Origin of the sequence: Pseudomonas brassicacearum subsp. brassicacearum, assembly GCF_008801605.1 — a bacterium.
GTDB lineage: Bacteria > Pseudomonadota > Gammaproteobacteria > Pseudomonadales > Pseudomonadaceae > Aquipseudomonas > Aquipseudomonas brassicacearum.
On the sequence record NZ_VZPJ01000005.1, the window covers coordinates 400,370 to 416,969 of the forward strand.

At 59.2% G+C, this 16,600-nt stretch carries 5 protein-coding genes and 1 pseudogene; all 6 read left to right on the forward strand.

The genetic code is table 11. The annotated features are described in order from the left end of the window. Window positions 1-152: 152 nt before the first annotated feature. Window positions 153-1,031, forward strand: a pseudogene (locus F7R20_RS32450) (methyl-accepting chemotaxis protein); the annotation flags it as partial. A gap of 201 nt (window positions 1,032-1,232) precedes the next feature. Continuing rightward, on the forward strand, window positions 1,233-1,937 hold the full coding sequence (locus F7R20_RS32455) for a methyl-accepting chemotaxis protein (protein ID WP_411741697.1): 705 nt from the start codon (window positions 1,233-1,235) through the stop codon (window positions 1,935-1,937). Window positions 1,938-2,172: 235 nt separating this feature from the next. Beyond that, entirely contained in the window at window positions 2,173-4,707 is a 2,535-nt protein-coding gene (locus F7R20_RS15095; RefSeq protein ID WP_003197574.1) for a Tc toxin subunit A, read from the forward strand. A gap of 29 nt (window positions 4,708-4,736) precedes the next feature. Beyond that, window positions 4,737-9,338 carry a Tc toxin subunit A-related protein gene (locus F7R20_RS15100; RefSeq protein WP_003197572.1) on the forward strand — a complete coding sequence of 1,534 codons (4,602 nt, stop codon included), beginning with the start codon at window positions 4,737-4,739 and terminating at the stop codon, window positions 9,336-9,338. Continuing rightward, entirely contained in the window at window positions 9,335-13,816 is a 4,482-nt protein-coding gene (locus tag F7R20_RS15105) for a SpvB/TcaC N-terminal domain-containing protein (protein ID WP_081352602.1), read from the forward strand. The genes F7R20_RS15100 and F7R20_RS15105 overlap by 4 nt, the downstream gene beginning before the upstream one ends. Next, window positions 13,813-16,596: an RHS repeat-associated core domain-containing protein gene (locus F7R20_RS15110; protein ID WP_003197567.1), complete on the forward strand. Its 2,784-nt coding sequence runs from the start codon at window positions 13,813-13,815 to the stop codon at window positions 16,594-16,596. The genes F7R20_RS15105 and F7R20_RS15110 overlap by 4 nt, the downstream gene beginning before the upstream one ends. Window positions 16,597-16,600: the final 4 nt, after the last annotated feature.

Consider the following 16,600-nt stretch of genomic DNA (forward strand, 5'->3'; position numbering starts at 1 on the left):
GTTCCTGGAGGAATTTGATGAACAGCTGGTTTGGCAACATTAGCGTCAACATGAAACTGGGCCTGGGCTTCGGCCTGGTGCTGGTACTGACCTGCCTGCTGGCCCTGACCAGTTGGACCAGCCTGGGCGGGCTGATCGACCGCAGCAACTGGATGAGCGACATCACCCAGCTCAACGCCGGCCTGACCAAGCTTCGAGTCACGCGCCTGCAATACATGCTGACCAACGGTGACGAGACCGCCGCCCAAAACGTGCAGACCACCCTCGATGGTTTCGTGGCACAACAGAACGCCCTGCTCAGCAGCTTCAAGAGCCCGGAAAACGTCAAGTTGCTCAAGGAGCAGAGCGCAGTCATCAGCGCCTACCAGGTGTCCCTGAACAAAATGCGCAGCGCCTACCGCACGGGCAACACCGCCCGCGATGCCATGGGCGCTAACGCCGAGATCGCCTATAAGCTGATCGAGACCCTGGATTCGGACGTGCGGAAAATGGGTGTCGGCGACGAGCGTTTCGCCCAGTTCCAGGCCATCACCCAGGCCAAGCAGGACTTCATGCTGGCCCGCTATGAAGTGCGCGGCTACACCGCCAACAGCAACGCCGACACCGAACGCAAGGCCGTCACCCAGCTGGACGCCGCCATCGCCTCGCTCAAGCCGCTGAACGAGCATTTCTCCAGTACCCGCCAGGATGAACTGCGCCAACTGGAAAACGCCCTGGCCCAATACCGCAGCGCCGTGCAGGCCTTCAAGCTGGCCACCGCCGACGCGGTACAGGCACGCAAGGAAATGACCGACCAGGGCGCGTCAATCGTGACGCTGAGCGAACAGCTGTACCAGATCCAACTCGACCGCCGCGACGCCGAAAGTGCCCAGGCGCGCACCCTGCAACTGGTCAGCACCCTGTTGGCGCTGCTGGTTGGCGTCATTGCAGCCGTGATCATCACTCGCCAGATCACCGGCCCGCTGCGCGATACCCTGGCCGTGGTCGAGCGCATTGCCGGTGGCGACCTGTCGCACACGGTCATCGTCACTCGCCGCGATGAACTGGGCGTGCTGCAACAAGGCATCGCGCGCATGGGCGTGACCCTGCGCGACCTGATCAGCGGCATCCGCGATGGCGTGACCCAGATCGCCAGCGCCGCCGAAGAACTATCCGCCGTGACCGAGCAGACCAGCGCCGGGGTCAACAGCCAGAAAGTCGAGACCGATCAGGTCGCGACCGCCATGCACGAAATGACCGCCACGGTGCAGGAAGTGGCCCGCAACGCCGAAGAGGCCTCCCAGGCCGCGGCCGCCGCCGACGGCGAAGCCCGTGCCGGTGACAAGGTGGTCAGCGAAGCCATCGCCCAGATCGAACGCCTGGCCAGCGAGGTGGTGCGTTCCACCGACGCCATGACCGTGCTGCAACAGGAAAGCGACAAGATCGGCAGCGTCATGGACGTGATCAAGGCCGTGGCCGAGCAGACCAACCTGCTGGCGCTCAACGCGGCCATCGAAGCGGCACGCGCCGGTGAAGCCGGACGTGGTTTTGCCGTGGTGGCCGACGAAGTCCGTGGCCTGGCCCAGCGCACGCAGAAATCCACCGAAGAAATCGAAGGCCTGGTGGCCGGGCTGCAGAACGGCACGCAACAAGTAGCGGCCGTGATGAACAACAGCCGCAGCCTCACCGACAGCAGCGTGGCCCTGACCCGCAAGGCCGGCGTGTCACTGGAAAACATCACCCGCACGGTGTCGAACATCCAGTCGATGAACCAGCAGATCGCTGCGGCCGCCGAGCAGCAAAGCGCCGTGGCCGAGGAGATCAGCCGCAGCATCATCAACGTGCGCGACGTGTCCGAACAGACCGCCGCCGCCAGCGAAGAAACCGCCGCTTCCAGCGTGGAACTGGCACGGTTGGGTAATCAGTTGCAGATGCTGGTCAGCCACTTCCGCGTCTAACGTCCGCCGACTGTGGGCGAACTTGCTCGCGATGGCGGTGGGTCAGTCAACTTAATGCTGGCTGATCCGACGCCTTCGCGAGCAAGCCCGCTCCCACAGGACTTGCATCCGCGCAGCCCACGAATCGCTCTTTCGTACAAATCTCCCGCCCCCGGTCCTACCGCCTTTCTCTGCACGCTCCTGTACGGTTTTCGCTTGAACAAGCACATTCCGTCCGCACAGGAGATGACCACACATGGACGTAAGCAACGACTCGCTGTTGCACAAGCTCGTTGCCTCCCCAGACGGAGAGGACGCTGCAAAAACCGATTTCAAGACCGCCCTGCAGCGAATGGGACTGACGTCGGTATTCGACATCCTGCGCCTGGGCAAGACGCAGTTCGCCCAGGCGCTCGCCAAGCACCGCGATGCAGATGCCGCGCAGGCCTACGACAATGCGTCGAGCCACGCCCGGCAGATCAGCCGCTTGTACCTGGAGCATCAACTCTGCTCCAGCGACACCAAGCTCCGTGTGCGACGCAGCCTGGACTCAGACCCGACATCCGGGCCGATCAGCTATCAAGCACTGTTCCAGGAAAACTGGGATCGGTTTTGCAAGGACGGTGACATCGCCGCGATCGACTCGCCCGTGGCCTACCTGCGTGCGCTGTACCTGTTTGCCAGGCAGTTGGAAAACAGCTCCACCCACGCCCGCAAGATCCCCCTGGAGAAACGTCGACCGGACCTCAACACGCTGATGCTCGACCCACACAGTGCCTTGGTTGCACGCCCGATGCTCAACATCGTCAACGACACGTTGCGCAGCCATATCGAGGCCAGTCTCGATGACGGCACAACCGTCCATCAGGCCTTGGCCGACGCACACTACCCCTTTTCACTGCCCTATGATCTTCACCACCACCAATGCCTGCTTGGCTTGGGCGCAGGTAAACCCGCCCTGGGTGAAGTCAATTATCGGATCAGCCTGAAACTGCCGTTTTGCCAGGACGGCTCAACGTATGGACACGTTTCGCAATCGCCTGGCGAAGCGCAAAAACTGCTTTCAGGGCTCAGTCCGGCGCAACAGGCACTCTTGCTCGCACCGCTCGCCTCGAACTCCGATTTCGAGGCCTTGAAAAAAGCCTATGGCACTGAAGATGTCGAGCGCCTGGGTGATTTCACATTCTTCAAGGAGCGCACCGGGCTGACGACGGAACTGGTTGAGCAGCTACTGGCGCATGGCCGATACAGCCCTTGCATCTCGCCCCATAACCCGCCCCCGACGCGTAACCTCCAGGGCGCCGCTTACATCAACGGCCCCGACACCGCCCCCGCGTTGGTGCTTGAAACCAGAACGAACCAGCGAGGGTTTGGCAACAAGTCCTACGAACGTTTCGACCGCATGCAGCGCATGGTCCGACTGCAACGATGGACCGGTATTGCCTTTGCCGAACTGGATACGCTGATCGTCAATAGCCTGTATTCGGAAGGCAACACCGCAATGACACTCGGCGCCAACACCTTGCGCGCGCTTGGGGTCTATCAGTACATGAAGCGGCGCCATGGCATCATCCCTGAGGAGTTTGCCTCGCTGTTGTACGAAATGCCGACCAGCGCTTGCGCAGAACGTGTTCCGTTGTTCGACCAAGTATTCAATCGCACCCGTTTACTCGACAGCCCGGCATGGGAGAAACAAGCGACGGACCTCGATCCCGCGGATCTTGAAACCCTCAGCTATCTCGGCGCGGGCCTGGGACTCGCCCTCACGGAAGACGCGTTGTTGTTGCTGGTGAAACAGACCGGGAAGTACCTGGCGCTAAAAAAGGATTTGCCTACAGTCTCCTCGCTCTACCGCCAGGCCCGTATCGCCCGGATGTTTGGCCTGTCGCCGCTGACGTGCACGGAACTGGCCCGGTTACTGGGAGGGGATACGTTCTGTCGGGCGCTGGTGACCGGAGCGCTGACCACCACCGGCCCTGACATTCTCGACGTACTGATGGCGATGGATTGGGCCCTGGACTGGCTCAAGCAAAACGATCTCGATGTGTTGCAGTGGTGTCGCCTGTTCGAGAGTGCCAGGCATGACTTGCCGTTGGATCAGAACCTGGAAAAGCGATTGGCCGCACTTCGGGAGCACACACAATCCACCAACGACCCTCAACGCCTGGTAGAAACACTGCTGCACGACAAGGCCGACGTGTCCGCCGAATATCTTCCCAGCGTGATGAAAATGGCCGGCACGAATGCCACGGAAATAGTCCAGGCCATCATGACCACTGTCGGCAAAACACCGCCATTGCTGGCGCACGTGCTTCGCACCGCTGACGCCTGCCAGAAATTGCATCTGAGCAGCAGCACGCTACAGGTGTTAATGCATCATCCCACGTGGTTAGCCTCGAACAGTTCAGGAACGCTTACACCTCAAACGCTGTATTTGCTCGAACGGTTCAATCATTGCGCGCGCCATCAGGCGCAGTCAGAAGAAAACCTGTTGCATTACTTGCAACTCGCCAACCAAGACCTACCGCAACATTCAGCAGAGACAGTCAACGGCCTGCTGGCCCACCTGCTGGGCTGGAGCACCGAGCAAGTGAGTTGCCTGACCGCGCTGCTGACGCCCAAACGCGCCACCACCATGCAAGCCGTGGATTGGGTCATGCGTTGCCAGGCGTGTTGCTTGAGCACAGGCCTGTCGGCAAACCATCTGCTCAAGGCCGCCGCACTCAATAGCGACAGCCTGACACAGGACTGGAAAATCGTCGGTGAAGGGCTGATCGCTGCGTGCCATTGAGGCGTACATTTTTTATTCAAGGATTGAATATGACCGTTGCCATGAAAAAGCAGCTGGATGAAAGCCTGCGCGATGCACAGTTGGCGCTCTACCTGGACAAGGTCGCGCCCGACAATGACCCGACCGGGACGGTGCGGCTCAAGACCCCCCAGGACCTCTATGAATATTGGCTACTGGACGTGCTGGTCAGCCAGGATGTACCCACCACGCCTGTAGCGTGCGCCATCGCCAGCCTTCAGCAATACATCAATCGCATCCTGATGAATATGGAGCCCGGCTACGACCAGGCAAGCATCACGCCCGAGCACCTGCAGACGTGGCGCAACGAGATGCATCAGTACCCCATCTGGGCGGCTCATCAAAAGCTGCTGTATTTCCCCGCAAGTTACCTGGACCCGGCCCTGAGGAATAACAAGAGCGGCAACTTCCAGCAATTGGAAAACGACCTCAACCAGAGCCGGATCCAGGCCGATGCGGTTCAATCGGCGGTCATGGCCTACCTGACCCGATTCGAAGAAATCGCCAACCTGAATATTCTCAACGGCTACATCGACGGCGAAGACTTTGCCAACAGCACTTACTATTTCATTGCCAAATCACGATCGGAGAATACTTATTTCTGGCGCTCGCTGGACATGGCGCAACGTCCACTGGACGGTACGCCACCAGAGGCCCCAGCCATCGCCGCCAAACGGGATCAGCCGGATCCGTATGCCTGGTCGGATTGGGAGAAAGCCGATGTGCCCATTCCCGAAAGCGCGGTCGAACACACGATTCGTCCTGTCTGGTTCAACAATCGTCTGTTTGTTGCCTGGGCAGAATGCATACAACAGGATCCGCGAGCCTTCACCATTGACACCGCTCATACCTCCGCCGGGCAATCAGGCACCAGTCATCCGCTATTGCGCTTGAGCTTTTGCTTCAAAAAACAGGATGGAAACTGGAGTACGCCGCGAGTTGGCTTGCAGGGTTACTGCAACGACAAAGCGCTTTGCGGAAAGGACCTTGATGCAACCCGGGCATTGATAGGCTCTGTTGCGGTGCACTACAACAACGGCTCGCATGACTCACTGTTTATAGCCTTGTGTGCACGAGAACTCAAAACCGACACGCCCTACTCGGCAGGCAACAATTTCAGATTCATTAAAACGGCTTGTATCGATAAAAATCTCATCCCTGAGTTGAATAACTCAGCTACCACGGAGCAAACGGCAACAGAAAAATCTCTCCCCTACGAGGCCGCCGTGAAAGTGCTCACAGGCGCTGTCGAGCAACGTATTCAAACAAAAACACGCTCGAAAATCATTCTCGCTGAAGCTTCCCTCCCGACTAGCATGAGCGATTCCATGTCTAACTTCGACGGTTGCCAGAAGTGGATCAGAATCCGATCCACCCATGACCATACCGCCTCCACGCTCAAGCTACACATGACTGCAGACATCGACAATCGCGCCAGCCTCTATGAACCACCTGAAAAAAGACGCTTAAGGCTTGAAACCAGACACGATCAGTTCCCAAGAATCCAGATTCACTTAGTGTTTCCCGCCCGAAGCCTGCCGGAAACACCCTACGTGGAACTGGATGCAGGTTCATACCTGGAAGTAACCAGCCACGCTCCGTTACCTCTTAACCAGAGCCACATATTATCGTTCGACCACATGGTCGACGTGCTCAGAGACTCTGAACACTCGCGCGGTATCACGCTGCATGCCTACACAGACCTTCAGGGGAAATTACTTTCTACAGAGGCAGTGCGCCATCTGATTATCGAAAGTAGACGCAATAGTGGCAGCACCACTTCCGGACAGGTACAAAACTTATCAATACAAGCAAACAACTCCGCAGCGCTAAATTTTGGTAAGGCACTAGTCTTTCTTGATGAGCCGCGAAACATTCAATATGTGATTTTCCGTCAGCCAACCGCCTCGGCGGCTCAACCGCTGTCGTATGAAAACCTGACAGTGGTGGCGCAGTCCAACCCGGCACCGGACCTGAGGGATTTTTTCGAGTTCACTTGGCATAGCGAGGATCTCAGCCAAGACGGCGATACATTTTTGTGTGGGGTTGCCTTTGTCTACCCCGATGAACCGGAAACGAAGCTCTATTCCGCCCTTAAAGCCATCAAGCTGAACTGCATCCCTGCACACTTTCAAGCTCCAGGCATTACCCCCTCATCGACGGCCGGACTAGGCACCACCCAATTTATCGATTTCACCCATAGCGCCATCAAGACCAGCGATGCCGGAGACCAACTCCGCCAACCGATCAGGTTGAACACCACCTTCGCCGCAGAACTGATCCGCCGTACCGAGAACAGTCTGGACGAGCTGTTCGACTGGACCACACAACGCCTGCCGGAACCCGCCATACCAGACAGCACTCACGACAGGATGGACTTCCACGGCCCTTACGGTCGTTACTTCACCGAACTGTTCCTCTACATGCCATGGCTGGTCGCCCAGCGCTTGAACGCCGAACAGCGCTATGAGGAGGCCGAACGCTGGTTGCGCCGTGTCTTCGATCCAGGTCGCGGCCAGAAACATTGCTGGAGGGCCGTTTCTTTAATCGATAGCACCACGCCTTCGTATGCCGACCAGGCGCCCCACGACCCTCATCAGATCGCGCTTAGTCATCCGGCACACTTTCGCAAGGCGCTGTACTTCCTGTACCTGGACATCCTGATCAATCGAGGTGACGCCGCCTACCGCCAACTGACCCCGGACGGCCTCAGCGAGGCAAAGCTGTGGTACGTGCGGGTGCTGGATCTGTTGGGGCCACGCCCGACCGTTCAATCGGTCGATCATTGGGTAAGCCTCAGCCTGCAAACGCTGGGCGAAACCACCAGTGACGACTTACGCACATTTGAACGATCACTCGCCCGCTCCCTGCCCTCATTGCCCGTTCGCGGGGGCAGTCTGCACGCGTCCTGGCCAGCCATCGACAGCCCGCACTTGCGTCTGCCGTTCAACCCGCAGTTGCTCCAGTGCTGGGACATCGCTGAAAGCCGCCTGTACAACTTGCGGCACAACCTCGACATTGCCGGCAAGCCGCTGCATCTGCCGGTATTTACAGTGCCGCTGGGCCCTCGCGCGTTGCTCGGTAGCCCTGTACTGAATACTTCGGACAATACGGTTCGAGGGCTGCCGAGTGCATCGATCCCACACTATCGGTTCTCGATCATGCACAGCCAGGCGTTGAGTGCAGTGGAAAGCCTCAGCCAATTTGGCGCTTCGCTGTTGTCGCTGATCGAGCACAAAGAACAGGCCCAGTTGCAGGAGCTACAGCAGCAGCAAGCATGGAACCTGGCGAAAATCTCGGTCGACCTGCAACGCCAGGCCTTGAACATCGACCGTCAGCAACACCAGGCGCTGCTGGCCAGCCAGGCGATTGTCCAAAGCCGAATCGACCACTACAAAATGCTGCTGGAAAAGGACGTCAGTCCAAACGAGAGACTGGCCACCCAGTTTCAACTGGCCAGTGGCACGGCCGAGATCGTGGCAACGGCGTGCCAGATCGCGGCAGGGGGCTTGATGGTGATTCCGAACATTGCCGGCTTCTCCTTTGGCGGCAGCCGCTGGGAAGGTCCGATGCTCTCTGCCAGCGCATCAGCCCACAGCGCCGCCATTACCAGCCGTATGGCCGCAGAAAACATCGACCGCACGGAGTCGTTCAATCGCCGCCGGGATGAATGGATACAGGGACACAATCAGGCGCAGCTCGAACTTGCGCAGATCGACGCCCAACTGGCGCACTTCAACGAGCAGCAAACCGCCACCCGCCTTCAGTTACACCTGGCTGAAACCGGCCTGAGCCAAGCCAAGTCCCACTACGACTTTCTCAGCAAGCGCTTTACAAAGACGCAACTGTATCAATGGCTGAACAGCCGGTTCGCGCAGTTCTACCGCCAGGCCTACGACACAACGCTCGCCCTGTGCCTCGCCGCCGAGACCTGCTGGCAATACGAAATTGCCGAGTTCGCGACGCGATTCATCCAACCCGGCGCATGGAATACCACCTATCGAGGGCTAGGAGCAGGCGAGCAATTGAAACTCAGCCTGTTGAACATGCAGGCCAGCTATCTGCGCTGTAGCGAGCGAGAGTTGGAGATCCGCAAGACGATTTCACTGCGTCAATTGAAGGACCAGACCCCAACCTCGACGATCAACAAGCCATGGCTGGACATGCATGCCGACCTGAAGAAAGGCCAATGCACGTTCGAGCTGCCCCACGAACTGTTCGACGCTGATTACAAGGATCAGAAACATTACCTGCGGCGGATCAAAACCATCAGCGTTTCCCTGCCGGTCGTCGTCGCTCCTTATGAAAACATCCGGGCCACGCTGACCCAGACCTCCAGCAAAGTGTTCATGGCCCCTGATGACCCGCGACAGGTCATGGAGGACCGGCGCGCCAACCAACAGATCGCCCTTTCCACTGGTGTCGACGACAACGGCTTGTTCACCCTGAACTTCAACGATGAACGCTACCTGCCGTTCGAATACACCGGCGCTGTCTCCACGTGGCAACTGACCTTCCCCAATCCTCAGGCACAAAAAGACCTGTTGGAATCGCTGAGCGACGTCATCGTGCACGTGAGCTATACGGCCAGGGCCGCCGGGGGTGCGCAATGAACGAGCAACCCGCATTGCCGGTTACCGCGCCGACCCTGCCCAAGGGCGGCGGCGCCATCCAGAGCGTCGGCAAAGGTTGGGGAAACGTCGGCGCCCACGGCACCGCGTCCTACGAGATTGCGTTGCCGATTTCGCCAGGGCGCGGTTTTGCTCCGCCCTTGTCTCTGCGTTACGACAGCTCGGTCGGCAACAGCGTGTTCGGTATCGGCTGGGGACTGTCGTTACCCTGCGTGGCACGACGCACCAACAAGGGCGTCCCGGCTTATGCCGAGGATGACGAAATCATCGGCCCCAGCGGTGTGGTCTGGTTGCCCGAACGCGACGCAAACGGCGTCATCCGTTCAACCCTCATCGATCGCTACAACACGCTGGCCCTGGGCACGACCTACACAGTGACGCGCCATTTTCCAAGAGTCGAAAGCGGCTTCGACCGGATTGAACATTGGTCGTCGAACAACGACAAACCAGGTTTCTGGCTCGTGCACGGTGCCGATGGCAGCCTCCATCTGTTCGGCAAGAATCCCCAGTCGCGCCGGGCAGATCCCCAGCAAGCAAGCCGTGTCGGTGAATGGCTGCTGGAGGAAAGCCTGAACGCTCGCGGCGAGCACATTCTTTATCAATACACGGGGGATACGTCGGCCCAACGCTATTTGAGCCATGTGCGCTATGGCAATTTCAAGGCCGACGCCGACCTCTACCTGTGGAAAGCGAGTCAACCCACGGCTGTGCAATGGCATTTCGAATTGGTGTTCGACTATGGCGAACGAAGCACCGGGTACGACCAGCGACCGCGCTATGAAGGCCAGCGATGGCAACCCCGTAGCGATGCTTTTTCCACCTTTGCCTACGGTTTTGAACTACGCACCGAGCGCCTGTGTCGCCAGGTGTTGATGTTCCACTATTTTCCCGAGGAACTGGGCACCGCCCCCGCCCTCGTTCGGCGCCTGCTGCTTGATTACCGCCAGACGCCGTTGGGATATCACCTCCTGAGCACAGCCCATGATCAGGCGTTCGACGATCGCGCAATGGCGCAGAACCGCCCTCCCCTCGAGTTCAGCTCCAGCGAGTTCAAGCGCTTGCCAGATCCTCCCGCCTGGCAACGTTTCCAAGACATGCCAGGCCTCAGCGGCGACCTGGGTTTTCAACTGGTGGATCTGTACGGTGAAGGTCTGCCCGGTGTGCTCTATCAAAGCGACACTGGCTGGTATTACCGCGAACCCATTCGAGCCAAAACCAAGACGGACGAAGTGGATTACGAGCAGTGGCAAGCGCTGCCCGGCATCCCCGTCGCCGATACGGCAAAGCCGCTGCGCCAGACGCTAGGCGACCTCACCGGCGATGGTCGGCTGGACTGGGTCGTTGCCCAACCGGGGCTCAACGGTTTTTTTTCCCTCGGTGCTGATCGAAGCTGGTCGGATTTCGCTGCGTTTCACGCGTTCCCTGCAGAATTTTTCCATCCACAAGGGCAACTGGCCGACCTGATGGGCGAAGGGCTCGGCGACCTGGCCTTGATAGGCCCACGCAGCATTCGCCTGTATGCCAATCAGCGCGAAAAAGGCTTCGCCGCGGCCCGAGAAGTCCCTCACGACGGCGATGACGATGCCTTGCCGGTACTCACCGCGTCACCCTCCGAGCTAGTGGCGTTCAGTGATCTGCTCGGCAGCGGCCAACAGCATCTGGTGCGCATTCGTCACAACGAAGTGAAGTGTTGGCCAAACCTGGGTCGCGGACGTTTCGGCAAAGGCATCATGTTGGACTTTCCGGGCCTTGCCCACCAGACCTTCGATGCCTCGCGCATCCGTTTTGCGGACCTGGATGGTTCCGGTGCCACCGACCTGATCTACCTGCAAGCGGATCAAGCACTGGTCTTCATGAACCGCTGTGGCAACGGCTTCGCGCCTGCGGTTGCGCTGCCCTGGCCGGAAGGCCTGCGCTACGACCGCTTATGCCAGGTGAACATCGCCGACCTGCAAGGGCTCGGCTGCTCCAGCCTGATACTGAGCGTGCCGTACCTGACCCCGGCGCAACATTGGCGCTACGACTTTGTTCGTGAAAAACCGTATCTGCTGACCGGCACCCACAACAATATGGGCGCCGCCCACAGCATCACCTACCGCAGCTCGGCCCAGGAATGGCTGGATGAAAAGGCGGCAAGAGTAAAAGCCCGCGCCCCCCTTGCCTGTCATCTGCCGTTGCCTCTGCACCTGGTGTCGCGCCAGACCCAGATGGATGAGATCAGCGGTAATCGCCTGAGCCAGAGATTCTCCTATCGCCAGGGTTATTACGATGGCATCGAACGGGAATTTCGCGGCTTCGGCTTGCTGCTGCAAACCGACAACGAAGCCCATCCCGACGATGCTGACTCACCAAGCTTCACCGCACCCTGCTTGAAAAAAAGCTGGTTTCATACCGGACAGTCGGTGGACATGGCCCGAACCGGCTATCACGACGCTGACCGGGCAGCCGTGGCGCTGGGCAAGGCGTTGCTGTGCCAATACGATGCTGGCAGCAATAGCGACGTACTGATTGATCCGCCAGACGCAGCGACCACCCTTGAAATGTGCCTCGCCCTGAGTGGCCATTTACTGCGCTGCGAGACCTACGCAAGGGATAAACGCCGCCAGTTGTATTCGGTCCAGGAAAACCGTTACCGGGTACGTCTGCTACAAGCGCCCGAAGGTGATCGGCGTTATGCGCGCCTGCTGCCCTTGCTGCTTGAGTCCATCAGTTTCCTGTACGAAGGTCTGAGCGACGACCCACAGTGCCAGCACACCCTCAACTTGCAGCATGACCGCTACGGCGCCCTGACTCACAGCGTGAACGTCCATTACGCTCGACGCAAAACCGCCAGCGATACCCCGCCCTTCAGCGATGTTGACCAGCAACAATGGTGGCGAGACGCTCATGATCCGGCGCAACAGTTCTACTACTTGAGCGAAACCCGCGCCGAGTTCATCCATCTGCAAGCCTCTCAAGGATGGCGACTGGGCCTGCCCTATCGTCAACGCACCAACGCCTGGAAACGACCCAAGGCACCCGAGGCCGAAGGCTTGACCCCACAAGACCTGACGTATGAAAAACTCATCGGGCTCAGCAAGGAAACGGCCTGGATGACCCAGGGCGTCCTGACCGGCCTTTGCGTACAACGCTACAAAGACAGCACCCGCGCAGAAACCTTGCCGGACGGCGTCGCTCATTTCGAGGCCCTGGTCGATCATCTGGAAACCGCCGAGCTGGACGAAGTCTCCCTGCAAGCCTTTCAACTATTGCCACCGAGCTCTCGCCCCAAGGGAAGACTGCTTGAACGATGTGGCTACCATCGCATGGCCGACTTTCTTCCCGCGAGCACGCCATCGAGAACCCTCTGGTCAGTCAAAAGTGGCTTCACGACCTATGCCGGGCTGGAGGGTTTCTATAACGCCAAGGGGTTACAGCCGAGCAGCAGCCACGGCGTGACCGAGATCAGCTATGACACGTACAACTGCTTTGTCACCGCGTTACAGCTGCCCGATGGCTGTACCACTCGGGCCCGCTACGATTACCGCTCACTTTTGCCCGTGAGCATTACCGACCCCAACGGTAACGTACAGGAATGCCTCGCGGACGCGTTCGGCCAAGTGTTGGCCACCAGCGTTTATGGCGACGAGAACGCCACCCGTGTGGGTTTCAAACCGCTCGAGCAGTTCGACCGAGCGCTCTTCAAAGACCCGGCAGAAGCCATCCAATCGCGCAGGGAGGCTCTACAGCAGGCCGCCACGGCCACCTATTACGCCCCCTTCAGTTGGATGGGTCGCGTATCGAAGGCGGCATTGATGGACGCCGACTGGCTCGCGCGCTGTGTGGCAAACCGTGACCTGCTCCCCACCGGGCATATCTACGCTTCGGCTCGAACCCGACTGTCGAACCTCTTGGTACTTTCTGTCGACGATGAAAAACTGAAAGGTGAACTTCACGCCTCGGTACGTGAGCCGATGCACATCACCACGCTGGTTGCCGATCGTTACCCCGATGATCACCAGAAGCAAATCCGCGTCACCGTGACGTGCTTCGACGGCTTTGGTCGCACCTTGCAAAGCAAGCAATGGGTGGAGTCGGGCATGGCCTACGTCGTGGACGCCAACGGTGAACTGACGCTCAAGGACGGCAAACCGCAGGAGCAGATCGCAGCCACCCGCTGGCGCATCAGCGAACGAGTGGAATACAACAGCAAGGGCTTGGCGATCCGCATCTACCGCCCTTACTTTGCCGATCAGCATCGCTACATCAACGATGCGTCCTTGCGGCAGTTCGGCCACTACGACCAGCAGTTCTACGACGCGCTGGGGCGTGCGACCCACACCCGTCTCGCCAAACGAGACGGCCTTTGCTATCTGCGACGACTTACCCGCCACCCCTGGTACAGCGTGGACGAGGACGAGAACGACACGCTGGAAGACGTCATGACCGAATATCCCTCGACCGCAGGAGGTGCGGCATGAACGCACGCCTTCATCGCAAGACACCCACGGTCAACGCCATCGACAGCCGAGGCCTGCCGGTACGGCACGTCGCTTACCATCGATGCCAAATGGATGAGCCCGCCCAGGCGCGTATCACCCAGCGAGACCATGACCTGGCCGGACGACAGGTTGCGCAGCGAGACCCTCGCCTGTTTGCCACGGCAACCGACGCCAATCTGGTCACCGTCTACAGTCTGTCCGGCAAGGCTCTGCTGGTGAACAGTGTCGACGCCGGCTGGCGACTGAACCTGCCTGGCGATGCCGGGCAGATCGTGCACCGCTGGGAGCAAAACGAACAGCATTGGCGAACGACCTACGACAACCAACTCAGGCCGACGGCAGTCCTGGAGCGAGCAGCAGGACAAGCCCCGCGCAGAGTCGAGTGCCTGCGCTACGGCGACAGTTCGCCAGAGGCGGCGACGCGCAACCTCTGCGGTGCGCTCATCCGTCACGATGACAGCGCCGGCACCTTGCTCATCGACGAACATGCGCTTTGCGGCAAGCCGCTGAGCCAGACCAGGCGCTTGCTGGCTGACATCACGCCACCCGACTGGCCTGCCGATGAGAAAGACCGAGACTCACTGCTTGAAGAGGGAAAAGGCCACAGGACGAGTTGGTGCTATGACGCCCTCGCACAGCCCATTCAACAGTCCGATGCAACCCAGCACCAACAGCGCTACGCGTTTGATGTTGCCGGCCAACTGATGTCCGTGAGTTTGAAAATAAACAACACGGCCATTGAAAAAACCATCGCAAAGGATTTCGTCTACAACGCGCTTGGCCAAGTTGAATCCCAGACCCTCGGCAATGGTGTCATCAGCCGCGCCGTTTTCGATCCAGCCAATGGTCGACTGACCTCGCTCTGCGCATCGGTCTCTGGCCGCACCTTGCAAGACCTGCACTACAGCTACGACGCGGTGGGCAACGTGACGCGAATCGAGGACAAGGTCCAACCTGCGCGGTTCGGCCATAATCAGCGGGTCGAAGCCATCAGCACATTCGCCTACGACAGCCTCTACCAGTTGATCCGCGCGACGGGCCGTGAAGCGGCGGGATTGAGCGTTGCGGCGCTCAGCAAGACACCGGTCGACCCCGGGCAACTGTTCAACTTTACCGAGCACTATGAATACGACGCCGGAGGCAACCTGACCAAACTGCGCCATGCTCGCGAAGGCAACCACTACACCCGGACACTGAACATCGCTGCCACAAGCAATCGGCTCCTGTCCTGGCGCACAGGCCACTCGATGCCCGCCACAGCAATGGACTTCGATGCCAACGGTAACCAACAGAGCCTGGACCTTGGTCGGGTGTTGCAATGGAACAGCCGCAATCAACTCGACAGCGTGTTACTGGTCCAGCGCGAAGACCGTCTCCCTGACATTGAACGCTATGGCTACGACAGCAGCGGCCTGCGGGTGCGCAAGATACAAACCACCTACGCCTCATCAGCGACGCAGACTCGAGAAGTCCGTTACTTGCCGGGCCTCGAGATTCGCACCCGTCATGGCGAGCGCCTGGAAGTCATCACCCTGCAAGCCGGCCGTTGCAACGTGCGTTACTTGCATTGGACTGAAGGCCGCCCCTCTGGCATTGCCGCCAATCAGATGCGCTACAGCCTGGACGATCATCTGGGCTCCAGCTCACTGGAACTCGACGACCAGGCCGCTCTGATCAGCCAGGAAAGCTACCTGCCCTTTGGAGGGACTGCCTGGATAGCCTCCCGCTCGGCCGTGGAAGCCGATTATCGGACCCTTCGCTATTGCGGCAAGGAGCGCGATGCCAGCGGCTTGTATTACTACGGACACCGGTATTACGCACCCTGGCTGCAACGCTGGATCAGCCCGGATCCGGCGGGAGCGGTGGACGGGTTGAACCTGTATTGCATGGTCGGGAATAACCCGCTGCGATTCGTCGACCATCAAGGGCTGGTGCTCGTTGACGCTCAAGGGCGGGACATTGACCCATTCGAATGGACCCAGCGTGATGGTCACGAACGCTCGAAAAAAATGATGTTGCCCCCGCCGACAAAGCGTACGAAACAATCTGCGCAAATGCACGGAGAGGGTTTCGATAGCAACCCCAGCTTCAGCAAGACAAAGCGCAAGGAACTGGTCGTTCACGCCTATGGCGTTATTCAGGACCGCACGGGCGATAACGATATGGTCCTCAACGAGCATTACAACCTGCCAGCGCCCAGATCCGGCCCAACGGGATATCGCGGGGTAGACCAGGATTACGACGGCTCCGCCACCAGCGAGAAGTTCTACTTGAACTTCGGCAGCTACAAGATCAGCAATACGCCTGATTACATCGAACACTTGGCCGACAATTACCGCGACCGGAAAAAAGACCCAAACCATCAATTTCAAGTCGACCCTGAAGCGCTGAAGCTCGACCCAACGCTGAGCAGGACAATCGACAACCTGTATGAACTCCAAGGTCCGACCCGCGAGCTCATCGAAAAGCATATCGATGCCTGCAACGCAATCATTCCCATACGAGCCGGAGGACCGGGAGCCCATGGCGAAGTTGGCGTGTTGAACTCAGTTGTTGCGCTGTATCCGGGCCAAGCTGAACGGGTGCTTTCGGATACGACGCTGTTCACCGAAAAGCTGACGGGGCAGCTGACCCAGCCGGAGCCATTTATTGCCTGCTTCAACTGCAGCGGCATCATTCCCGAAAACGTCCGCATCTCGACCGGCCGCAACCCCAGGAACTATGGGGTGTACAACTTTCATGTATCGGAAATCAAATAATGAG

What these genes read in the sequence shown, in the direction of transcription:
- F7R20_RS15100 (WP_003197572.1), top strand. Translation starts at nt 4,737, where the DNA reads ATGACCGTTGCCATGAAAAAGCAGCTGGATGAAAGCCTGCGCGATGCA.
- F7R20_RS32455 (WP_411741697.1), top strand. Translation starts at nt 1,233, where the DNA reads ATGACCGCCACGGTGCAGGAAGTGGCCCGCAACGCCGAAGAGGCCTCC.
- F7R20_RS15105 (WP_081352602.1), top strand. Translation starts at nt 9,335, where the DNA reads ATGAACGAGCAACCCGCATTGCCGGTTACCGCGCCGACCCTGCCCAAG.
- F7R20_RS15095 (WP_003197574.1), top strand. Translation starts at nt 2,173, where the DNA reads ATGGACGTAAGCAACGACTCGCTGTTGCACAAGCTCGTTGCCTCCCCA.
- F7R20_RS15110 (WP_003197567.1), top strand. Translation starts at nt 13,813, where the DNA reads ATGAACGCACGCCTTCATCGCAAGACACCCACGGTCAACGCCATCGAC.